General features: G+C 58.5%; 14 protein-coding genes. 12 read left to right on the top strand and 2 right to left on the bottom strand.

Features of this window, described 5'->3' with window-relative positions; translation table 11 throughout:
- Positions 1-5: 5 nt before the first annotated feature.
- Positions 6-509, bottom strand: coding sequence for a DUF3515 family protein (locus tag AC1DH3_RS04185; protein WP_476908649.1), 504 nt, complete (start codon positions 507-509; stop codon positions 6-8).
- Between the two features lie 55 nt (positions 510-564).
- Here AC1DH3_RS04185 and AC1DH3_RS04190 point away from each other — a divergent pair, with 55 nt between their 5' ends.
- The 11 genes from AC1DH3_RS04190 (at position 565) to AC1DH3_RS04240 (ending at position 20,635) form a co-directional block, all read left to right on the top strand.
- Complete coding sequence (locus tag AC1DH3_RS04190) at positions 565-1,668, top strand: LCP family protein (RefSeq protein WP_476908650.1); 1,104 nt, start codon at positions 565-567, stop codon at positions 1,666-1,668.
- An 874-nt stretch (positions 1,669-2,542) separates the two neighbouring features.
- The gene (locus AC1DH3_RS04195) at positions 2,543-3,733 is read left to right on the top strand and encodes a glycosyltransferase family 4 protein (protein WP_476908842.1); all 1,191 of its coding nucleotides are present in this window, start codon (positions 2,543-2,545) and stop codon (positions 3,731-3,733) included.
- Positions 3,730-5,469 (top strand): glycosyltransferase family 4 protein, encoded by a 1,740-nt coding sequence (locus AC1DH3_RS04200; RefSeq protein WP_476908651.1) that lies wholly within the window; start codon positions 3,730-3,732, stop codon positions 5,467-5,469. Before AC1DH3_RS04195 ends, AC1DH3_RS04200 begins: the two co-directional genes overlap by 4 nt.
- 13 nt (positions 5,470-5,482) lie before the next feature.
- The gene (locus AC1DH3_RS04205) at positions 5,483-6,370 is read left to right on the top strand and encodes an ABC transporter permease (RefSeq protein WP_476908652.1); all 888 of its coding nucleotides are present in this window, start codon (positions 5,483-5,485) and stop codon (positions 6,368-6,370) included.
- Positions 6,357-7,244, top strand: a complete 888-nt coding sequence (locus tag AC1DH3_RS04210) for an ABC transporter ATP-binding protein (RefSeq protein WP_476908653.1) — start codon at positions 6,357-6,359, stop codon at positions 7,242-7,244. Before AC1DH3_RS04205 ends, AC1DH3_RS04210 begins: the two co-directional genes overlap by 14 nt.
- 230 nt (positions 7,245-7,474) lie before the next feature.
- The gene (locus AC1DH3_RS04215) at positions 7,475-9,151 is read left to right on the top strand and encodes a glycosyltransferase family protein (RefSeq protein ID WP_476908843.1); all 1,677 of its coding nucleotides are present in this window, start codon (positions 7,475-7,477) and stop codon (positions 9,149-9,151) included.
- Positions 9,132-10,436 carry a UDP-N-acetyl-D-mannosamine dehydrogenase gene (gene wecC / locus AC1DH3_RS04220; protein ID WP_476908654.1) on the top strand — a complete coding sequence of 435 codons (1,305 nt, stop codon included), beginning with the start codon at positions 9,132-9,134 and terminating at the stop codon, positions 10,434-10,436. Before AC1DH3_RS04215 ends, wecC begins: the two co-directional genes overlap by 20 nt.
- Before the next feature lie 115 nt (positions 10,437-10,551).
- Positions 10,552-13,710, top strand: coding sequence for a bifunctional glycosyltransferase/CDP-glycerol:glycerophosphate glycerophosphotransferase (locus AC1DH3_RS04225; protein ID WP_476908655.1), 3,159 nt, complete (start codon positions 10,552-10,554; stop codon positions 13,708-13,710).
- Between the two features lie 40 nt (positions 13,711-13,750).
- On the top strand, positions 13,751-16,516 hold the full coding sequence (locus AC1DH3_RS04230) for a bifunctional glycosyltransferase/CDP-glycerol:glycerophosphate glycerophosphotransferase (protein WP_476908656.1): 2,766 nt from the start codon (positions 13,751-13,753) through the stop codon (positions 16,514-16,516).
- 89 nt (positions 16,517-16,605) lie between these two features.
- The gene (locus AC1DH3_RS04235; RefSeq protein WP_476908657.1) at positions 16,606-18,861 is read left to right on the top strand and encodes a hypothetical protein; all 2,256 of its coding nucleotides are present in this window, start codon (positions 16,606-16,608) and stop codon (positions 18,859-18,861) included.
- A gap of 85 nt (positions 18,862-18,946) precedes the next feature.
- Positions 18,947-20,635, top strand: a complete 1,689-nt coding sequence (locus AC1DH3_RS04240) for a hypothetical protein (RefSeq protein WP_476908658.1) — start codon at positions 18,947-18,949, stop codon at positions 20,633-20,635.
- 14 nt (positions 20,636-20,649) lie between these two features.
- On the opposite strand, the gene AC1DH3_RS04245 is transcribed toward AC1DH3_RS04240, so the two are convergent.
- Positions 20,650-21,396 (bottom strand): phosphocholine cytidylyltransferase family protein, encoded by a 747-nt coding sequence (locus tag AC1DH3_RS04245; protein WP_476908659.1) that lies wholly within the window; start codon positions 21,394-21,396, stop codon positions 20,650-20,652.
- Positions 21,397-21,745: 349 nt separating this feature from the next.
- Between AC1DH3_RS04245 and AC1DH3_RS04250 the strand changes: the two genes are divergently transcribed.
- Positions 21,746-23,164, top strand: coding sequence for a glycosyl hydrolase family 28-related protein (locus AC1DH3_RS04250; protein ID WP_476908660.1), 1,419 nt, complete (start codon positions 21,746-21,748; stop codon positions 23,162-23,164).
- Positions 23,165-23,192: the final 28 nt, after the last annotated feature.

Consider the following 23,192-nt stretch of genomic DNA (forward strand, 5'->3'; position numbering starts at 1 on the left):
GGTCGCTACTTTCCGGTCGGCAGGTTCTGCAGGTCCTCTTGGCCCACGCATTTCCGGCTTGCCTTGATCTTCGCGGCCGGGGCGGCGAGCTCCGCCAGCACGGTGGCCGAGCTGATCTTGTTGGGGTCCATCAGGATTTCCGTGGCGGGTTCGCGCCCGAACGTGGTCAGCGTCCACACCGGGTTGCCTTCCTTGATCACCCAGTCGACTCCGTTGACGCTGACGCAGCGGTCGGTGGTGGGGCCGGGGACGTTGACGCCGCAGCGCAGGACCACGAGGGACGGGTCGCCCCACGCCGCCGTCGCCTGGCTGTTGGTCTTCCGCAGTTTCGCATCGCCAAGGCTGTCCGGCAGCGCCAGCATCATGGGTGCGCAGGCGGCGTTCGCTGCGTCCTTGGCAGGCGTGACGTCGACGACGGGGGAGCAGGCGCTGAGCACGAGCCCGGCTGCGGCGGCGGTTGCCAGAAGGCGAAGCGGACGAAGGGAACCGTGCGGGCGGAGCTGCTGCATCCATCCAGCCTATCCCGGCCCGAGCGCCCATTGAGACCGGAACATTCACGAGTCCGTGGCACAATGGGCCGAGCAATTTCTGTTCGCTGTTACAAGAGTTGGGGACGCATTCATGCCCGTTGAAACTGAAGACCAGGTTCCCTACGAGGACGCCCAGGGGTCCCGGACGAAGACCAAAAAGAAGAAAACTGCGCGCAACGTACTGTTGGGCGTCGTGGCGTTCTTTCTCGTCGTAGCCGTTGGTGCCGGGGTTTACGCCTACAATCTGGCGAACAGCTTCAACTCCAAGTCGCAAAAAATCGAGCAGGCCTTTCCGGCTGAATCTGCGCGCCCGGCCGAGACCAAGACCGACGCCGTAAACTTGCTGCTGCTCGGCAGCGACAGCCGCGCCGCAACTCTCGGCGACGCAGAAGCCGGCGGTCCCTCGGACCAGCGCTCGGACACCATGATGTGGGTGCATATCCCCGCGGACCGCAAGAACATCTACATGATGTCCATCATGCGCGACACCTGGGTGCAGATTCCCGGACACGGCGAGGCAAAGATGAACGCCGCCATGGCACTGGGCGGCATTCCCCTGGTCGTCCAGACTCTGGAAGGCATGTTCGATACCCGACTCGACCACGTCGCTGTGGTCGATTTTGAAGGGTTCAAGGCAATGACTGATGCCCTGGGCGGCGTCAACGTCAACGTGCCAACGGCTTTCAATACCAAAGAGTTCTCGTTTGCCGCCGGAAAGCAGCAACTCAGCGGCGAACAGGCCCTGGCGTTCGTTCGGGAGCGCAAAGCCTTCAGCGACGGCGATTACCAGCGCGTCAAGAACCAGCAGCTATTCCTGAAGGCACTCATGTCAAAGTTCCTCACGGCGGAGACGCTGACCAATCCGGTCAGGATCAGCAGCCTGGTGGATACCGTCTCGCCGTACGTCAGCGTGGACAAGTCTCTCGACGCGGCTGCGGTGGCCTCCCTGGCGGTGGGGCTGCGCGCTGTCCGGACTGCAGACGTGGCCAGTTTCACCCTGCCGACCTCGGGAATCGGGACCTCTGCGGACGGCCAATCCATCGTGTTGCGGGACGATGCCGCCATCGCCAAGGTCGCCGCCGCCCTGCGCGGGGACACCCTAGGCAGTTTCGTCAAGTCCATCGGCTCGGGTTCCTAACGACGCGCTATTGTTCAGGGAATTGCCGGGAAACCGGTAGGATGCTCTCGGTGCCGACTCAGAAATGCGGCCCCGACGTAAAGTACGGCGCTGAACTTACGACGTACCGAACAGGATTTTGCTTTGGGGGAACACTTGAACACTTCACGCTGCGGTGGTTACCGGACCACTCTGAAGACTGCGGCTTTCGGCGCCGCCGCGGCGCTTTTCCTCAGCCTGGGTTCCGCCCCCGCCTACGCGGAAGGTGATGGCACACCTGCCCCCGATCCCATCGTGATCGTGGATCCGGCGCCGTCCGAGCCCGCTCCGGCACCGGATCCTGCCCCCGCGCCGGATCCCGCCCCGGCTCCGGCCCCGGCGCCAGTCCCCGCGCCGTCGTCGCAGGCGCCCGCCCCGGCGGCGCCGGTACGTCCGCCCGCCGGCCCGGCACCGGCAGCACCGATCATCCCGCCTCCGGCACCGGCGGTTCAAGTGCCCGTTCCGGAGGCTCCGGTTGTTCCGCCAGCGGACCCGGCACCAACCGTCGGGGAAAGCACGCCAACGACGACGGCGACTCCGTCGGCCAGCGCTTCAGCCGCGCCGGCGTCGGCCGCACCTTCCAAGACGCCGGCACCGGAGCCTGAAAAGGCGGACCCGGTGATCCAGTCCTCCCCGGTGATCCAGGCAGCAGTGACCGCGGCGACCGGCAGCCCTTTCGGCGTGCAGCTTATAACCGTCCTGGTCCTGCTGGCGGCTGGCCTTGCATACTTCCGCGCCTTGGGCGCGAGGGGCCGGGCGACCTCGAAGGGCGCACGTTAAGGTGGCTCAGGAAGTCCGCCCGAACCCGTCCGAAACTCCTGAGAGAGCGAACCGGCCGCTTCGCGTCAGCCTGTTGGTGCATTCCTATTGGCCGGAGAGCAGCCCGCCCCAGCGCCGCTGGACGGCCCTGCTGAAGGAATTCTGCGCCACCGGCTGGGATATCGACGTGATCACGCCGGTTGCCCACGCCCCGGCTGGACGGCGCGATCTTCCTGCCAAGGTGGCAGGCCGTGCGTTCCGGCGGCAAAAGGGCCAGTTCTCTGAGCAGATCCGGCGCGTCCCCTACCTGCCGCACGGAAATTCCCAGCTGACACGGTTCATCGATCACTGCTTCTCCGCCGCCATGTCTGTTCCGGTGGGACTTTTCACGCCGCGGCCCGACGTCGTCATCGCCACCGCGCCGAGCCTGCCTATCCTCGCCGCCGGGTATCTCCTGGCCCGCCTCCGCCGGGCTCCCCTGATCGTCGAAATGCGCGACGCGTGGCCGGACCTCGCCCGCGACTCCCGCATGGTGAAGGGCCGGGTCAAGAGCCTGGTTGAGGTGGCCGTTGATTTCATCCAGCACCGTGCCGACCTTGTAGTAACTGTCACCGAGGGATTCGCCGAAACGCTGCGCGGACGCGGCATCAAAAACGTCGCAACGGTCAGCAACGGGTTGCATGTGGACACCATCCCGGTGCTGTCCCCACCGGAGCCGGAACGCGAGACCTTTGAGGCCCTGTACCTAGGCAACCATGGCGCGAGTCAGCGGCTGGAGGTGGTGATCCGTGCCAGTGCGCTGGTGGGGGACTCCATGCACCTGCACCTGGTGGGTGACGGGACACGAAAGCCGGCGCTCCAGAAGCTGGCCAGCGAGCTGAACGCGCCGGTGACCTTCCACCCGTCCCTGCACGGGCCGGCCGTGATGGCGCGCTATGCCGCGGCCGATACCTGCATCGTCTCGCTCAGGGATGACTGGAAGTCGTTCGAAACGACCGTGCCGTCTAAGACCTACGAGGTCTTGTCCCTTGGCCGCCACGTCACGGCAATCGTGATTGGCGAAGCCGCGCGAATTGTCGCAGATGCAGAGGCGGGCGACATTGTGGCCAGCGGTCCGGAGGCAGTGGCCGAACTGTGGCGCGAGTTGGCGGCAGACCGTTCCCGGCTGGTGCGGGACGACACCAGCCGGCAATGGGTCAAGGAACACGCCGACTATTCCATGCTGGCGGACCGGTACATGGGACTGATCGAGAAACTGCTCAACCGGGAGACGGTCTCTTCCCGATGACCCAGCTCTACCGCAATTTCCGACTGGCCGCAGGGGTGGCCAGCAGCCACCTGACCGACGATCCACTGCTACTGCTGTTGCAGCTGAGCAGGCGCCTGTCGGCGCGTCTGGTGGCCCCGCTCTCCGCGGCGGTCACCCGTCTCGCTCCTCGGGATTCCGTCTCTATTCCGGTCCTCCTCGCCGCCCTGTTGAGCGGAGCCGGCGCCGACGTTGAGCGGCGGCTGTCCCTCGCCGCAGCAACCGCAGCGACGGGGGAGCGCGCCCGCCGGCTCGCCGACGTCGCCCTCGCCGCCCAGCTGCCTGCCGTGGCCGATGCTTTCCTCGGCCGCGCGGAAGGCGCGCCGGGTCTGGACGGTTCCCGTGCCCGCCGCTTCTGGTACGACGGCGCAGTCAGCGACGCCGTCGAGGTCCTGGCGGGTGACGGTCGGGCACGCCGTGGTCAGCGGTCCCGGCTGGCAGCCGAGCTGAGCGTCCTCAACGGCGCGGCACCGGTACTCGACGGCGTGGAGTACAGTCCCGTCCCGGGCCGCGCGCTGCACCTGCTAACCAACTCCCTGCCGCACACAGCCAGCGGGTACGCGCAGCGGTCACACTCCATCCTTGCCGCTCAGCAGGCTGCGGGCTGGGACGTGCTGGCCGTGACCAGGCTGGGGTACCCGGTCCAGGTCGGCAAGATATTCGCGAAGCCGTTCGATGTGGTGGACGGTGTCCGATACCGGCGGTTGCTTCCGGCAAAGCTGGCAGCAACCGTGGATGCGCGGCTGCAGCAACAGGCCGAAGAGCTGCTGGACATCGTGCTGGAATTCAAGCCCAGCGTGCTGCATACCACCACGCACTACGTCAACGCCCTAGTGGTCCGCGCCGTGGCCCGGGCCGTGGGCATTCCCTGGGTGTATGAGGTGCGCGGGCAACTTGCCGACACCTGGGCTTCGACGCGTGGCCCGGCGGCCAAGGAAAGCGAACGCTACCGGCTGTTCCAGGAACGGGAGGCCGAGGTCATGCGGGATGCCGACCTCGTGGTGACCTTGGGTGGTGCCATGAAGGCCAACATTGTGGCCGCCGGAATCCCGGAAGCAAAGGTGCTGATTGCGCCAAACGCTGTCGGTGGTGACTTCCTTAAGGAGCCGCTCGATGCCGGCAGCGCCCGCCGTGAGCTAGGGCTCAACGAGAGCGGGCAGTACATCGGTACAGTCAGCAGTTTGGTAGCCTATGAAGGCCTCGACGGCCTTATTGAGGCCTTTGTATTGCTGGCTCCTCAATTTCCGCACCTCAAGCTGCTGATTGTGGGAGACGGTGTCTCCCGCCCCGCGCTCGAGGTTCAAGCTCGCGAGTCAGGCTTTGGCGACCGCATCATCTTCACCGGGCGGGTACCGCGCGATCAGGCGGTGCGCTATCACCAGGCTTTGGACATCTTTGTGGTGCCACGCAAGGATCTGGAAGTGACCCGGTCCGTGACGCCCCTGAAACCGGTGGAGGCATTGGCGTGTGCCCGCCCGGTGGTGGCCAGCAGGCTGCCCGCGCTGGCGGAGATTGTGCAGGAAGGCGTCAGCGGCTCGCTGGTTCAGGCTGGCGATGCGCCGGCCTTGTCAGCGGCGTTGGAGTCCCTCCTGGCGGATCCAACGCGCGGTGGCAGTATGGGGCGTGCCGGACGGCTAGAAGTGCTTGGAACCAGGACTTGGGCAGCGAACGCGCGAGCTCTGGCGGCAGCCTACAGTGGGCTGCTAAGTGAAAAATGAGGAGAACGACGTAGTGTCCACCGATACCGAAGCGGCGCAGGACCAGACGGCCGTCCAGCCACTGTCCGTGGACATGCGCAGGCTTACCCGCGTCGGTTCCCGGCCCGGGTTCCTCGACTACCTCGTACAGCTGTGGGACTTCCGGCAGTTCATCTTTTACGATGCGCGGGCCCGGGTTCAAAGTGGCACGCGGCGCGACCGCCTCGGAAGCGCCTGGCTGCTGCTGAACCCGATTTTCAACGGGCTGACGTACTACTTGATCTTCGGACTCTTGTTGCACACCAGCGGCGGCATCAAGAATTTCGTCGGGTACCTGGTCATTGGTATTTTCACCTTTCAATTCAGCTCTGGAGCCATCACTTCAGGCGCCCGGTCCATCCGCAACAACAAGTCAGTAGTACAAGCGTTCAACTTTCCCAGGGCAGCCCTGCCGATCGGCGCGAATGTTCGGGAATTGCTGTCAGCGGTGCCCTTGTTCCTGGCTATGCTGCTGATCACTGTGGTTCTTCCGCCGGCTGAGGAGATCACATGGCTCTGGCTGCTGGTCATTCCAGCAGTCCTGTTGCAGGCCCTCTTCAATCTAGGCGTCGGGCTGATACTCGCGCGCATGATCTCCCGGATCAACGACATCACGCATCTCATTCCGTTTGCCCTGAGGGCTTGGATGTACCTGTCGGCGATCTTCTACACCTACGACCGTTTTGTCACGCACCCGCAGATATTGGGCCTCATCAAGCTCAACCCGCTTTTCAACGTGATCGACATCATTCGCGACTGTGTGCTCTACGCCAGGGTTCCGCAATGGCAGTCGTGGGCAATTCTTGCCGTTTGGGCTCTTGGCGCCCTGGCTGTTGGCCTCGTGTATTTCTGGAAAGGTGAGGAATCGTATGGACGCGGATGATCAGGCCATCTACATCGACGGCCATCCTTGCGTCGTCGTCGACAGCGTGCAAATGCGCTATCGGGTTGCGTCAAGCGAGTCCGTGGAGCGGCCGCGGGAGGGATTTAGGTCGCGCTTCCTGCGCAGTGCTGTGCCTAAGTCCAGTCTGGTTACCGTTCATGCGCTGAACGAGATGTCCCTAGTGGTTGAGCGTGGTGAATCGGTGGGCATTATTGGCCGAAACGGCTCCGGTAAGAGCACGCTCATGAAGATCATCAGCGGTCAATCGAAGCCGACGTCGGGCGGTGTGTACGCCTCAAGCACTCCAATTATGCTCGGTGTCAACGCAGCGTTGGTACAAGACCTTTCCGGTGACCAGAACGTCATTCTTGGTTGCTTAGCCATGGGAATGAGCCGGGCCGAAGCGGATGACAAGTTTGACAGCATCGTGGAGCTTTCCGGTCTCGAGAAGTCCATTCACCTGCCGATGAAGTCCTATTCCTCGGGCATGGCATCGCGCCTTCGCTTTGCCATTGCCGCCGCTGTGGACCCCGAGATCCTCTTGGTGGACGAAGCCCTCAATACTGGGGACGCGCAGTTTGCGGACCGCAGCAAGCTCCGTATGGACGAACTCCGGGCTCAGGCTGGCTGCGTCTTCCTAGTAAGCCACAGCCTCGAGACCATCAGCGATATGTGCACTCGCGTTATCTGGCTTGATAAGGGGGATCTCATCATGGATGGGGAACCAGCGGCGGCCATCAAGGCTTACCAGGACTTCACTAGGCACCTCTCAAAGGGAAATAACAACTCTGCCTCGAAAATCTTGGACGACGCCAAGGCCGTTCTGGTAGCAACCGAGGTCCGCGAACGAACCTCACGTAGGGTCCGCGGCTAGTGGGCGTCACGCAGGATCTACGAAGCGCTGTTTGGCACTTCCGTAAGGGTGGCATGCAGCAGGTGGTTACCTGGCGCAAACGCCAATTGGTCGAGCGCGGTTTCGCTGCTCCTCGGAACGTTGAGGGTGTAGAAGGGGGCTGGACCGGTCGGGGGAGTAGGCGCAGGCTGTCGTTTGCCGAGGCCGCACCCCCCGGGCTGGACCCAAGGCGCGGGGACATCAAGGCCGCCGTGATATTGGACGACTTTTCCATGCTTGCCTTCGGATACGAATGGTCGACTCACTCCGTCCATCCCAATTCATGGCGTCAGGACCTTAGCGAACTCACTATTGACTTCCTGTTCGTCGAGTCAGCCTGGACGGGCAACAACGGTCTATGGCGTGGAAAAATCGCCGGCCCCCACGGTCCCGCCACGACGTTCAGGGAATTGCTTCAATGGTGCAAGGAGCAAGGGATTCCCACAGTCTTCTGGAACAAAGAAGATCCGCCGCACTACGAGGATTTCCTCCCAGCAGCAAAGTTGTTCGATCACGTCTTCACGTCGGACTCCGGCCGCGTGGAACAGTACAAAGCGGACCTGGGTCATGACCGGATCGACGTGCTCTCATTCGCCGCCCAGCCGACGGTACACAATCCGGTGAGGCCGCGCCGTGGGTGGCACAGCAGAGACGTTGCCTTCGCCGGCATGTACTTTTCGCACAAGTACCCTGAACGCCAACAGCAAATGGACTACCTCCTTGGCGGCGCCATGGATGCCTCAGCCAGGATGCCGCTAGGACTTGAGATTTTTTCGCGACGCTTGGGCGGAGATGTTCGCTACCAATTTCCCGCGCCACTGAGCACCCGCGTCGTGGGAACGCTGAGCTACGTCCAGATGCTCAACGCTTACAAGGCCTACAAGGTCTTCCTCAACGTCAACTCCGTCGTGGACTCGGACAGTATGTGCGCCCGCAGGATCTTTGAGATCAGTGCAGCCGGCACACCAGTCATTACTGCCCCGAGCCAGGCCATAGGAAAGTTCTTTAGCGAACGGGAAGTACCTGTCGCCGTGGACCGTGAGCACGCTGCCGAGCTCACCAGGGCACTGGTGAACAATCCTGAACTTAATGACCGCACGGTGCATTTGGCACAGCGCAAGATATGGCAGGCGCATACCTATTCCCACCGAGCCGAGCACATCCTGGGCCACGTCCTGCCGATGCGCGCCAAGACGCCATCCCGGCCCAGCATTTCGGCTCTCGTCCCCACCATACGGCCCCAGCAAATTGAGCACGTCTTCCGAACTCTGGCCGAACAACGGGGAGTTCAGACCGAACTCGTGATGCTGACCCACGGTTTTGAGATTCCAGAGAAGCGGCTCTCAGAGCTGAGGGAGACCTTTGGTCTACAGAACGCTGTCGTCCTGAGCGCTCCTCGTGACGTGTCGCTGGGGGAGTGCCTCAACCTTTGTGCGGCCGCCGCTGGCGGCGAGGTGCTCACGAAAATGGATGATGACGACAGCTACGGGCCGGAGTATCTCAGCGATCAGCTTTTCGCGCTCAACTTCTCCGGCGCGGACATCGTTGGCAAGCAGGCGCACTATGTGCACCTCCAGCAGTCCCAGGCCAACATCGTCCGTTTTGCTGACAAGGAGCACCGTTACACAGACTTTGTCATGGGGCCCACGATCATGGCGCCTCGGCGGGTTTTCTTAGACAACCCCTTTGCCCCGTTGTCACTCGGTGAAGACACTGCATTTCTTCAAACGGCCCAGCAGCAGGGCATGACCACCTATTCGTCGGACCGGTTTAACTACCTCCAAGTCCGCGGGGGCTCACAACACACCTGGCAAGTCAGCGACGCCCAGTTGATGGCCTCCGGAAGCCTACGATTTTTTGGGGAACCACATGACCACATCCACATTTAAGCCTGGCGACACCGTTTCCACGATCAAGAACGTTGCCGTGATTGGCTTGGGCTACATCGGCCTTCCCACGGCAGCCATCCTTGCCGCGAACGGCCTCTCCGTTACTGGCGTTGACCTCAACTCCCGTGTCGTTGACGCAGTCAACGCGGGTAAGGTCCCGTTCGTCGAGCCGGATCTCGGAATCCATGTGGCCGGAGCTGTCAGCCAAGGATCGCTGGTCGCCCAAACCACGACACCCGCCGCTGACGCCTACATAGTGGCAGTTCCCACGCCGTTCGCGGACGACAAGTCAGCGGACCTGCGGTTTGTCCGGGCTGCGGCTCAGGGCATTGCCCCGATGCTGCGCGGCGGTGAGTTGATCATTCTGGAGTCCACATCGCCTCCCGGAACTACTGCCATGCTCGCCGACTTCGTGTTGGACCTGCGCCCGGATCTGAGCCTTGATGGTGCGGCCGGTCGTCCGGCAGTGATGTTCGCCCACTGCCCGGAACGCGTCCTGCCGGGTCGGATCATGATCGAGTTGGTCACCAACGACCGGATAGTCGGAGGGCTGACTGACGAGGCCGCCTCGGCCGCAGCCGCACTGTACAGCGTATTTTGCCAGGGCAAGATTCATTTGAGTGACGCTGCAACGGCAGAGATGGCCAAGCTGGTCGAGAACGCCTACCGCGATGTGAACATCGCGTTCGCCAACGAGCTGTCCGTTATTAGTGACAATCTGGGCATTAATGTGTGGGACCTCATTGAGCTCGCGAATCACCACCCGCGGGTGGACATCCTCAACCCTGGACCCGGTGTCGGTGGTCACTGCATAGCAGTAGACCCCTGGTTCATAGTCGCCGCCGATAGGGCGAACTCGAGGCTCATCCGCACCGCACGTGAGGTCAATGACTCAAAACCTGGCCATGTCATTGCACAGGTAATGGACGCCGTATCGGGTATATCCAGCCCAACAATTGCGGCGTTGGGATTAGCGTTCAAGGCCAACATTGATGACACGCGAGAGTCTCCAGCGCTGGACATTGTTCGACGGCTGGGGGAGTCCGCCCCGGGAGCAAGGATCCTCGTCGCAGCACCGCACTCGGATGGCATTCCCTCTGCCTTGACGACGCTCCAAAACATCAGACTCGTGGAGGCTGAGGCTGCGATTGAAGCGGCCGACGTGGTTGTGTTGCTGGTGGACCATGATAAATTCCGCGAGATTGATCGCGCGAGCCTTGCCGGCAAAAAGATTATTGATACCCGCGGCTTCTGGCGCGATGGCGGTTCAGCAAGTTGGAGCTGACGTGAAATCGGATCTGTCCATGGCCCAAAGATTCAAGTCATACAACCTCAAAGACCTGCTACGGAAGACCGCGTCCCGGTCCCACCCGGCCGTTAGAGCGCGGATCCTTCGGCTCATGAACCGTCGCTCCGGGAGCAAGAACCACGGTCTTTTGAGCGTTGTCGTGCCCATGTACAACGTGGCCGAATACCTACCTACATTGCTGGACAGCATCGTTACGCAAAGCTATCCCTATCTAGAGATTTTGCTAGTCGACGACGGCTCGACGGATGAGACGCTCTCGATCGCCCGACGCTATGCTCAGTTCGACCGACGCGTCCGCATCCTTGAGCTCCAGCACGGGGGAAACGGGAAGGCCCGCAACTTTGCGGTAAAACACGCGGCCGGCCAATTTCTGGCTTTTGCCGATGCCGACGATTTCGTTCCTCAAGGTGCCTACCAAACCATGGTAGGAAATCTTGCTGCCAGCGGTTCTGATTTCGTTGTCGGTGGCCACACGCGCCTCCAGGGTGGCCGGCGCCTCAGGGTGGCAATGTCGGACACACTGCACGCGGAGCGGCGGATCGGTATCTCCTTGCACGAGATGCCCGAGATAATCCATGACGTATTTCTGTGGAACAAGACATATCGCTTGGAGTTCTGGCGCGCCAAAGTAGAGCCGATCCCAGAAAACCTCCTCTACGAGGATCAGGAGACGACGGCGCGGGCGTACGTTTGCGCTTCCTCCTTTGACGTGTTGCCTGAGGAGGTATACCGGTGGCGTATTAGAGCGGATGGATCGTCCATCACACAGGGAAAGCAACGCCTTGAGGACCTCCGTGACAGGGTGCAAGTAATTCAGGATGTTACGGAACTCCTTAACCAGCACGCTCCGGAGTCGGTCCAACGGCAATGGTTTCTACGGGCTCTCGGTGTAGATCTTCTTCAATACTTTGAAATGGTCCCGCGAAAGGACGAAGAGTACTGGTCACTGCTACGTGCATGTGTCGTCTGGCTCTCTAATCAGTGCGCCCCATATCAAATTCGGGAGCTTGAGGTTTACCCACGACTACTGATCCTCTGCGCGGTTGCGAACAATCGACGAGACGTCGAGACGCTCGTCTTGGATCGTGTTGATCACGGGAGTATCTATCCCGTTCTTGCAGAAGAGGCCGGCTATTTCGCCGGACCAGAAGTCCTGAAGCAGCTACACACCAAGATCGGTCATGACTTACTCGGAGTAGCTCCAGATCACCTGAAAATCCGGGGCAGCGTCAGCCGCGTACGGCGGAGCGCCGACGATGGCCTTGCTATCGAGGGGTTCGCTTTTATCGAAGGGCTGAATCACCGCGAGTTTCCGAGAGAACTTTCGGTTTCCATGGTTCATGGGGACGGCCAGGAAACTCAGCTGAACGCAGTCAGGCCGTGGAGCTGCGAGCAAATAGACTTTGCCGCCCCTGACCCGACCGCCAGCCATGCAGATTGTGGCTTCAGTGTGGGAGTGCCATCTGCCGGGCGACCGTTGAAATTGCGTCTGTTGGTAACCCAGGGATCCTTTGCGGGGTCAATCATCGTCGACGTCCCCGCGGACGAGCCCGAGATTCATTCCAAGTTGCGGGTCAGCAGCTTTAGGCTCGACGCCGAGCAGGAAAAGATCTTCGTTGAGCTCGCGATTCCACCAACGAATCGTCGGGAAGCGGAGAGCATCCCCGATGTGTGTCTTGCGACCACAAAATTTACTTTGACGCATCTTGAATCGGACGTGGACCACCGGAAGGGCACGGCCACAGTTGTCTTTCCGTTAGCCCGGGACTTTTGGGGTGACTCTACTCCGGCGCCGCCATCCGGTTTTTATAGTCTCCGCTCGGTAAAGAGCGCAGGCGGTGCCGGAGACCATGGCTCGCCTATCCCGATCACGTTGGAGGCAGCGGGCGCACTTCCCAGTGAAAGCCTGACGCGCCACGCCGCTGTCCGGGCATACCGCACTGAGTCCGGCCATTTTGCGGTTAGGATCGGTCCGCCGATAGCGCCGGAGGACCGCAGCCGGTACGGACAGCAGATCCTCCGGAAACGATATTCCGCCGGCGGTCACGGTCTGGAGAAGGCCATGTTCTTCGAGAGCTTCGGGGGAAAGAGTTGCACGGATAGCCCCCGGGGCATTTCGGATGCACTTCACGACTCGGCTTTCGAGGGAAAGATCTATTGGTCCATCATTGACCACTCCGTACCGGTTCCTGCCTACGCAATTCCAGTGGTCATCGGCTCACCGCGCTGGTTCCACGCTTTGGAGACTGCCTCGGTACTGGTCAATAACCACAACTTCCCCCACTTTTTCCGGAAGAGACCTGGGCAACGTTACGTCCAAACGTGGCACGGAACGCCTCTGAAGAAGATCGGACTCGACGCTCCGCAGCACTCCATCAGTCCCAGCTATCGGCGTCTCATGTCACGCGAAGCGAAGCAATGGGACCTGCTCCTGGCACAGAACGAACACGCAGTGCGAGTCTTCCCCTCCGCTTTTGGTTACGACGGCAGAATCGCTTCGGAAGGTTACCCCCGCAATGATTCCCTGGTCGCACATCTGTCCCAGAAACGGGACCAAATCCGCGACAGGATCGGCCTCAAATTTGATCAGCAGGCGGTGCTTTACGCACCGACCTGGCGCGACAACGCCCGCAATGCTAGCGACGGGAACACCACGGTCAGTTATCTTGACTTGGAGCTTGCACGGAGAAGCTTGGGACACTCAGTAGTTTTCCTTATCAGATCGCATCACAACATCGTTGCGGAGAGAAAGGACGAGTTTGGTTCGAATGCGATCGACGTGACTGATTATCCTGAAATCAACGAGCTCATGGTTGCCTCCGATTGCCTTGTCACCGACTACTCATCTCTCATGTTCGATTACAGCCTCACAGGTAAGCCGATTCACCTCCTTGCCCCTGATCTGGCCGATTACCGTGAGAAAGTCCGCGGCTTATACATGGGGCTGGACCAAGTCGCGCCTCGGCCTCTCCACCAAAACATGAAGAGTCTGCTCGTTCAGCTGGCTCACGATCCGGGAGTTGAAAGCTCAGGAGCCTTCGGACAACCCGAGCGACAGCTGAGGCTTAGCTTCGCCGCCCGGGATGACGGATTTGCGGGGGAGCGGATTTTGAAACTAATTGCTGAGTGGTATCCGTCGGGAATCGCATCGAAAGGGCGGACGCAGTTCCTGACGCCTATCTCGACGGGCTCCCCGTCCGGCTGGACCGACCTAGGGGCTGCCGGTTCGGATCAGGGGAAGAGAAGCTGAGTTGAACCGTACGATAAAAGTAATCCATTCGAAGGACACCATGGCAAAAGGTATATTTTCACTCATTGTGGCGCTCTACAACGTTGAAAATTACGTGGATGCATTTTTTAGGTCTATACGGCTTCAATCGTATCCAATCCAGGATTTGGATATCATTGTTGTTGACGACGGATCGTCAGATGCTTCTCGAAGCATTGCCGAATCCTGGAGGTCCAGGTACCCGGATGTTATCCGCGTATTCGCCAAGTCAAATGGGGGCCCGGGTTCAGCGCGTAATGTGGGTCTAAGCCACGCCAAAAACTCCTGGATCACCTTTTGCGATCCCGACGACATCCTCCATCCTGAATACTTTGCTGAAGTATCGCACTTCCTGGAAAGTGACAGTAATTCCTTGTCGGAAATGTTGACGTCAAGACTTGTCGAACATGCGGACGGGACTATTCGGACAACCAATACGCATCCCCTTGACTGGAAATTCAGACATGGGAATCGGTTGGTCGACTTAGACGAAGATCCCAACCACGTCCATCTGTCTGGCGGGACTGTCTTTCTCAAGAGAAGCGTAATTGAAAAACACGGGCTTCGATTCGATGAGGAAATACGACCCAAGTTTGAAGACGCAAATTTCATCGGCCTGTACCTTTCGCTGGTGCCCAAGCCGATCGTAGGAATTGTTGCAACCGCCCGATACTTCTACCGAAAACGATCCAACGGGACGTCGCTGGTACAAGGGACATGGAGCGATCCCCGCGCCTATGACGAGGTCCCTCGTCTCGGATATCTGGGGCTCCTCCAAGGTGTCCAAAAGAATCTAGGGAATGTTCCTGCTTGGGCCCAATCCATGGTTTTATACGATTTGGTCTGGATGTACATCGCAGACAAGGCCATGCACAGCGGTACCGGGACCATCACTAAGGAGCTCCAGCGCCTTATCCACACGAATCTCGACCAGATTATGTCGCTCATTGATGTTGAGACGATCGAGAATTTTGCCGCAGTGAGTCAAGGCTGGGTCTTCCACAACATCTTGCTGCATCACTATAAGACGCCAATGGAGCCGACCCCGGTAGTAATCAATTGGGGAGACAACTCGAGTCGCAAGACTACGAAATTCAGCTATATGTTTGGTGGCGGACAGCCTCTGGAGGAATTTCGAGTGGATGGTCGCACTGTGGTGCCCATTGCCGTGAAGACCATAGACCATGCACTCTTCGGAAGAGTCCTAGTCCAGGAACGCGTTTTCACCTTGCCCTTGGGACGGGCCGTCGTTTATCTAAACGGAGAACGAGCGCGCCTCACTGCCAAGTGGAATGTCCCACAGCGGGGAAATTTCTTGGCGAAAAGCAGCCTCAAGTCGGAACTGACCGCTCGGCCTAACGGCTCAGCGAAAGTAAACAGAAGTCCTAGCAGCGCGCCGGCGCGGCCACACCTGGAAGAGCTAACGACAAGAGCGGGGCAGGCGATGAGCAAACTGAGGCTCCACGCGATGCTCAGCCAGGCGTCCGTCCCCGGAGCCGCTTTGGGCGTGGCCCGGCGTCTCGCCGTTCGCAAGGCGCGGAAATTGCCGGGCCGGGATCCTATCATCCTGGACCAATCTCTAATCGCAAAGGCAGCGTCAGAGCCGTCCAGCAGCCTGTATCGAGACGCATGGGTCCTGATGGACAGGATCGACCGTGCTGACGACAACGCTGAACACCTGTACCGCTACCTGATGCATGAACGGCCCGATATCAACGCATGGTTCCTGCTTGCTGCCGACAGCCCGGATTGGAATAGGCTTAGGGACGAGGGTTTCCGCCTCGTTGCGTACGGAAGCGAAGAAGCGGTTTTACTTGTCCTAAACGCCGCATACAAAATTTCGTCACATGCTGACCGAAGTATTCAGTACCCCATTGATCCCGATCGGTTCGGCCGGGGGGACGCGAAGATTGTTTTTCTCCAGCACGGAGTCACGAAGGACGATCTCTCTAGATGGATAAATGGCAAGCGACTCTCCCTCATGATTACGGCGACGAACGCCGAGCACAGGTCGATAGTCGGTGACCAAACCCCATATAAGTGGTCTGCCGATGAGGTTAAACTGACTGGATTCCCTCGACACGATCGGCTGCGAAGAATGGCGAATTCTTTCCCGGTAGGCCAACGCCGGACGATTCTGATCGCGCCGACCTGGAGGCAGTACATGACCGAAGCGCTGTCACGTTTGTCATCGCCGTCAGAAAAATCCGCCTACTTTGAGTCAACAGAATATGGATTGAATTGGTTGGCGCTGCTGCGAAGCCCTGACCTAGCGAAGTTGGCGCGAGATAACGGGTTAGCCGTCAAGTTCTTGGGACATCCAAATCTCGCGGCAATAATTGGCCTGCTCGAGCTTCCTGCGTTTGTCTCATGTGTAAACTACTCGGACGTCAGAATCCAGGATGAATTGGCTGAATCCGCTGTGGTAATTTCTGACTTCTCGTCACTAGTCTTCGACGCTGCGTTTGCCGGCTCCAATGTTGTTCACTTTCAGTTCGATGGGGACGATATATTCAAGGGCGGACATGTTTACCGAAAAGGTTACTTCGATTACCAGTTGGACGGGTTTGGCCCTCGCGTAACCGCGCCAGATGACGTCGTTGCCGAACTTTTGATCATGGCTAAGAACGCGTTCATAAGAAGTCCAACATATGAAGAACGGACGCGGGCAACTTTCCGGTTCTGGGACAGCGATTCGAGTAAACGCGTTACCGACGCGATTGAGAGTCTTGGTAGGCCCTGGAATTATCAACTCCCGGCGATCAAAGAAGTGAGAGTTCCGAAGTGAAAGATTCCAATCAATTTTGGGGAAGTCTCGTGACAGCGCAGCCCGGGGTGCCGACTATGCGTAATGATGGACTAAGCGACCCCCCTGCCATGGACGACTCCGTTGGTCAGCAAATCCTATTTATCCGTCATCTAGCTGGCGAAGGGCAACTCGAACTCGCACTGGAGGCTTCCCGCAACTTAGTCGACTCGCTGAATCGGTACAGAGTCGGCGCCACCGAACTCAAGGCCGAAGCGGAGCTGATGCTTGCTGAACTGATGATGCTCGCGGGCCATTCTTCGCTTCAACAACTAAGTGCGTTGTCGGCTAGTGCCGATAACGCAGATCTCAGCCGGACGGCCGTAAGATTGGAGTTTGATCTCGCGACTGCCATGTTGCACGAGGCGGAATACTCATCGTTGCTGAGCTTGGTCCAGAATTCATCAAAGGGCGGCGCAAATGCCGAGTATTTCCGTCGTATTCTATGCCTCCTGCAGGGGGATCCGTCGGAATTTCTTTCCTCTTCAGATTTTAACGTGGACATTTCCGCGTCAGGTTCCCTGGCCCTGCCGGTGGCACGCGTTGCTCTTGCTGCAGAATCCTTACGCGCCAGTCAAGCGCGGGGGCTCCTTGCCACTTCAGAGGAAGCCTTGAGCTCCCTGCGCGCCGAAGCAGATTCAGCTGCTCTCCCTGAGTCCTGCATTGCAGGCGTTTGCTCGATAGCCGTAACCGACTACCTTGTCGCTCAAGGGCGACTAGCAGAAGCCAAATTGTTCCTAGACACGTTCGAAGAGATCGGAAAGAACGCCAGCTGGAGTAACCAGTTAGCTGGGTCTTTGTCGCTGGCCAATTTGGCCTTGGCTCTGAAGGATCATCGGACTGCCGAGAATCTGATTCTGGACCTCGGCGATGGGACGTCTGGTCCGCGAGCTACTTGGTTGCGGGCTAAGAGAATCCTCATCGTTTCTGCGGCAGGTCTTGGACGAGAACAGCAGGCTCTCCGAATCTTTCGGGACTTCGTCAAGGTGGCTGCCGGTCAACGTCTGCCGTTCCCCGACACCATGGCCGACTTGCTGCGAACTGTCGTAGGCACATCGCACTGCTCCAGCAATCCTCTAGAGGCGGGGAAGCGCCTGGAGAACTTGATCGTTGAGATCGAACCATACCTGGGCGCGCATTCAAGTGCGATTATTGAGGCAAAGCTAAAGGCGGCGGTACTGCTTTTCGAGGGTGGAGGTCTAAGGCAGGCGCTCAAGAGGTTCCGATTGATTGAGGCATTCCTCCGATTCAGCCCAACCAACGAACAACGGCATCTCCTGCGTGAGGCGGCCGCCTACTCCCTTGCGGCCAGCCTCATGATTGGCGGTGACTTCGATCCAGGGCGAGCCGTGGCGCTGACCCAAGCCCCGAGTCCACTGGAGGCAGCCAATCTCGCTGACCGACTACTTGGCGCAGGTAGTTTCGCCGCAGCGCGTGAAGCATTGGAGCAAACGAACCCCTCCACCTCCTCAGGCCTGATCAGCGACAGACTTAACCTGCTGTGCGCTCTTGCCAACCAAGGCGGTCGAGCGCTCGATGATGAGGGACTGAAGACCTACCTTTCGGCTATCGCGGAGACTACGCCTGCACACTACGCCAGCCTGCAAACTTACTTGATGAAGATGGCGGATGCTTTTGAGGCCGTCGACGAATTCCATTCCGCTCGGGGTCTTTTTCGTAGTTTGCTGGCACATATCCCATCGGACGAAGCTAGCACTTTGCTCTGGATAGAACGTCGGATGGCTGGAAATTTGGAGGCAGCCGGCGATCATTACGACGCAGCCAAGCACTACAATGATCTAGCGAGCCGATACGCCGATTCGCGGGTGCTAGACCACAATGGATTGTTCGAGCTGAGCTATCGGGAAGCCTTGAACTGGTGCCTCAACTTCAGTTTTGAGCGTGCACTGCCGACCCTGCAGTCCCTACGGACCAAGATTGCCTCCTACACGGGGACAGTACCCCGGGAGAATGTGCTTTTTTGGTTGGCGCGCAGTCTCGAGCATCTTAGGAGGCCCGACGAGGCTGCGGACTGCTACATGGAGTTGGTTGCGCTGGTGGCGGTTGTTCCATCGCGTAGTGGCGCTGATTTTCAGAGCAGAGTGGCATACTCCGCAGGGGTAAATCTGGAGCAGTGCGGCAGATACGAAGACGCAGTACGCTACTACGACATCGCCCACTCAGGTTATGCGGCTCTTCTCGGCGGGAACCACAGTGCGACTGCTCGAGCAGCTGTACGTCGAAGCTTCTGCATCAAAGCTTTGGGTCTTCCGACCAATGTCGGCACTGTGGATCTAATGCGCGCCACGGCGGATTCGCCGGCTTAGGTGCGGAGTCTAGCTTGTAAAGCGGGAGCATACGTATGGTGAGTTGTTTGCTGCCCGATCCGCCTTGCAGAAAGGTTTTTAGCAATTGAGTGGAATTACCAGAGAAAAGCTTTTCGCTTTCAACGGCGTTTCAGTGCCGTACAAGACTCGCCCAGGAAAACAAGACCGCCGCCATCTACTAGTTGTATTCTCCGGATTCTGCCCGATCGGAAAATATAATTTTGACGGATCTGTCGTCAACGGCTGCCGTATGGATATCCTGTGGATAAATGATGTTTTCGAAGGCGATAATGCCTACTATCTCTGCCAAAACATGGTGTTTGATATTGAAAAAGCTGTCATCGCTCTTATCGAGGAAACGTTGCTCTCGCTCGAGTTAACGAAAGATCAATGCACCCTCTTGGGGTACTCTAAGGGCGGGTCGGCAGCGCTTTACTATGGTTTGACATACGACTTCAAAAACATCATAGCTTCCGGCCCTCAAATGCACATCGGTTCGTTTACAAAGGCAGAATTCCCGCGTTGCTATGAGCATATGACCTTGGACGGGTCTCCCGCCGAAATAGAACAGCTCGACAGCGTCTTGCCGAACGCGCTCCTCAGCGTGGACGACTATGAAAAAAATATATACATACTAAGCTCGGAGTCGGACCAGTTTCACGACTCCGAGATTGAGCCTTACCTCGAATCATGGCGCCGATTCTCAAACTTCAATCTCATAATGACTGACTCCGACCTCGTCAGAGAGCACAAAACCCTTGGTGCCTATAATACGCCTACAATTCTGTCGCTCGTTTACGGGCTGGGTGAGGGACTCGCACCAAGGTTCCTGTCGACGGTTAACGGCACCCGGTCACTCGGGACGCCCGCTGCTGCCGAGCAATACCAGAACGAGCTGAAATCCAAACTACAGTGGGTCGTCACGGCTCACGAGCTCCGTGTCTCGGGGTCAAAGCTATTCATCACGGGCGACGCTTTGGTGTTGGGATCGCCGCAGCGGGGTTATACGGACAAGGACATAAGTCTGAATCTGTCGTCAGGCTCGACATCGGTTTCTTACCCCTTGGGTAGTCTCCTGGACGATGGTAAAAGCAATAAGTACTTCCAGCGCTACTTTTGCGACTATACGGGAGCCGGCTATGGAACTCCGCATGGCCAGGGGCTGGATCTCGAAAGTCTCAGCTGTGGAGTGTACAAGCTCGAACTGCATGTTAAGACGGGAGGGTTGGCTACCACGACTCCGGTGAAAATATCGAGCAATCACTCAGTCGGACACTTTAGTGGCCCGTTCTACTACCATATTTCCGCTCGCGATGGCATTGCTCACCTCACGAAGAGGCCTGCAGTGGGCGAGGTCCACGATAGTGGGAAATTTGAAGTTCGGTTCGTTCGCGTAGATGCATCACTCATTTTTCTCGAAGGCTCTTTGCTCGTACCAGGACTTGAAATGGGAGAATACCGGGAGGGAACCTTCAATCTGACACTGTTTTCGGGGTCTGGCACCTATACGTTCGAAATGGGTCAGGGTAACCGGGAATCGTTAAATCAAGGGATCGACTCGGCTTTCGGAGACTACTCCAAGGCATACTTCGCGACTAAGAAATACGCAGGCATAGACCTGGCGGTTGTACCGCCAGGCGCATACGCATTGTTCGTGACGCTCGCAGTTCGCAACTCAATCTTTTCGTTCGAACTGGGTCACCGTGTTGAGATTGCGGAGATCGGAGAGGGCCCGGGAAGCGTCCGGAAGATTCTCCTACTGGCGACTGGCTGAACATACGCTTCAGGTCAGAATCGTCCTAGACTTGCATCTTCCGTGCTGTCATGGCGTGAGGTGGCGATGCTTTCGTTGGCACGTAGTAGATCTTCCGGCGAGTCGACTTCAACTGCGTAGAAATCGCTGATGTCAATGGCTGACCACTTCAGTTTGTCGTTATCGATGGTGAGCTCTATGGCGCTTTCAAAATAGTCTTGTTCGTCGACTTCACGAAGACGCTTGATGAGTTTCTTTTTGTCCTTCGACGACACATAGTTGATTCCTATTGCCTCACCCCGCGCCATTTCTCGGGCTACGGATTTGGAGAGCTGGGCTATGTACCCCTTTTCGTCGAGACTGTATTTTACTTCCTCCTCGGACACATGAGCAACGTCAACAGCGACAAACGACACGTCCTGCTCAACCTGGCACCGAAGTCGTTCAAGTAATAGCGGGTCGAAGACGACATCGCCGTTCATCCAAAGCACGCCACCCTTTGCCGAGTTTCGGAGGGCTTTCAGGAGACTCTTGGATGTGTTCGTTTGGTCATAGTTTTCGTTATACACGAAAGAGGCGTTGGGAATGTGCTCTAGGATCTGCTCCAGCTTGTAGCCGACCACAACTGTGAGTCGCAATTTCTTACCGAATGCATTTTGCAAATTGTCGACCTGCTGGTGCAAGATCGTGCGGCCACTTTTCAATCTGGTCAGCGACTTCGGGTGGGGCCTAGCAAGGCGAGTGCCCATCCCAGCAGCGAGAATTACCGTCTGAACTGTCATTATCTTCCGTCCCGGAGTTGAGGAAACTCCGTACAAGAGCCCCGACCAAGTTTAGCTGCAGCTGGACCGTACTAGGAACCGGCTTAAATTCTTTTTGTTGAACCACGACGGATGCTGGGTTCTTGAGGTCACGGTTCAGGGATCTGATTGTGCCCGACCGGTGAGGAATCGCTGTTGAAGCACGCGCGATTCTACGGGTCTGATGCCGCAGGTAGCCGATAGAGCAGTAGTCAGGCGGTCGCAGGTTTTTCCAAGGTCCTGGGCGCAGACTCGCTCTAGGGCACGAAGCGCCCGGATGGAGGGTCTAGTCATGTCGGCGACGCGGAGGCAAGCTCTCATTATCGGGGGAATGGGACTGGGACTCGGCGGGGCGAGCCTGGTCACGAATGTCGGCCCGATTGTGGACGTCAACGTACGCGATCACGGCGCTAAGGGAGACGGCACGACGGATGATGCGCCGGCCATGAAGGTAGCATTCGCAGGTGGCCATCGGCGGATCTATATCCCCGCGGGAACGTACCTTGTCAAGTCTTGTATCCGCGTTTACTCCAATACGCACGTCGTGATGCACCCGGATGCCGTGATTCTAAACGCCAACGAAACATCGGAGTTGGTGTTTACCAATGGCGAACTCGGAAACACCACTTACGCAAAAGGGTATGCTGGCGACGGAAACATACATTTCAGCGGCGGCACCATAGATAACCAGCCTCGTGCGGGCCTGAAGAAAAATACCAATGCCATGGCCCTCGGCCACGCTGAGAATATCCTCATCGAGGGAATGCGGTTTCTGAATAACTACCGGTCCCACTTTATGGAACTCAATGCGGTCAAGAACGCTACAGTGCGGGACTGCACTTTCTCACACCTAGATCCGGGCGGATTTCTCGGCCGGGAAGCCATCAACGTAGATTATTCCGGCCCCGCCGGTTTCCCTCACTTCGGCAGCTACGACGGGACCTTGTGCGCGGACATCCTTGTTGAGGACTGCACATTCACAAACATCCAAGACGGGGTGGGGACTCACATGAATGCGGCTCACCGCAACATCCGTGTGCGGAACTGCAAGTTTTACAACCTGTCGGGCATGGCCGTCCACGCGGGTGGATGGGTGGACGGCAGCATCACAGACAACATGGTTCTCGGTTGCGGTACGCGGTCAATTCACTTGGACTCCGCTACTGGAATGTTTGTGCACACGAACACGCTCATAGACTGCGGCAGTGCCGCAAATGCCACGCACGCGGTTGTCGCGATCACAGCGGGCAGTGGCAACATCGTGGGGCCAAACCGAATCACTAGTACTCACGCGAACATGTACCGCATTCCATATTCCATTGGCTCGGGTGTCGGTCACACCCTGGAAACTTGCGGGGCTACAAACGGGACGCAGGGGGAAGTCGTCGAAAACAGCGGCGTCCAATGCACCATCAACGATGTACTCATAACGATAATTGAGGACGATGGTGTCGCCGTCATAAGTCCCCCCGGCGATGATAAGCAGGGTTTGGTGCAGATATGTATGCGGAGCGCGATGCCATATTCTCCGCGTGGCCTCTTCTGGTTTCGGGCTGCAGGGGACCCGGTATTGGTTTCTGTCGCCTCGCTAGCTGCAGCTAAGATGACACTCACCACAAACAAGGCACTCACAGGTAAGTCCGGGATGGACGGAAATGTAACGATGTCGGCCCATTCGGATGGTCGCCTATACATTGAGAACAGGTCCGGAATCACTAGGCGCGTCGACCTACGATTCACTGCCGGCTAGAGAGTTTCCGGAGGAGCATGGCCCACTG

Source organism: Arthrobacter sp. 05L428, from assembly GCF_056397665.1.

What these genes read in the sequence shown, in the direction of transcription:
- wecC (WP_476908654.1), top strand. Translation starts at nt 9,132, where the DNA reads ATGACCACATCCACATTTAAGCCTGGCGACACCGTTTCCACGATCAAG.
- AC1DH3_RS04230 (WP_476908656.1), top strand. Translation starts at nt 13,751, where the DNA reads ATGGCAAAAGGTATATTTTCACTCATTGTGGCGCTCTACAACGTTGAA.
- AC1DH3_RS04210 (WP_476908653.1), top strand. Translation starts at nt 6,357, where the DNA reads ATGGACGCGGATGATCAGGCCATCTACATCGACGGCCATCCTTGCGTC.
- AC1DH3_RS04235 (WP_476908657.1), top strand. Translation starts at nt 16,606, where the DNA reads ATGGACGACTCCGTTGGTCAGCAAATCCTATTTATCCGTCATCTAGCT.
- AC1DH3_RS04225 (WP_476908655.1), top strand. Translation starts at nt 10,552, where the DNA reads ATGAACCGTCGCTCCGGGAGCAAGAACCACGGTCTTTTGAGCGTTGTC.
- AC1DH3_RS04200 (WP_476908651.1), top strand. Translation starts at nt 3,730, where the DNA reads ATGACCCAGCTCTACCGCAATTTCCGACTGGCCGCAGGGGTGGCCAGC.
- AC1DH3_RS04250 (WP_476908660.1), top strand. Translation starts at nt 21,746, where the DNA reads ATGGGACTGGGACTCGGCGGGGCGAGCCTGGTCACGAATGTCGGCCCG.
- AC1DH3_RS04245 (WP_476908659.1), bottom strand. Translation starts at nt 21,396, where the DNA reads ATGACAGTTCAGACGGTAATTCTCGCTGCTGGGATGGGCACTCGCCTT.
- AC1DH3_RS04185 (WP_476908649.1), bottom strand. Translation starts at nt 509, where the DNA reads ATGCAGCAGCTCCGCCCGCACGGTTCCCTTCGTCCGCTTCGCCTTCTG.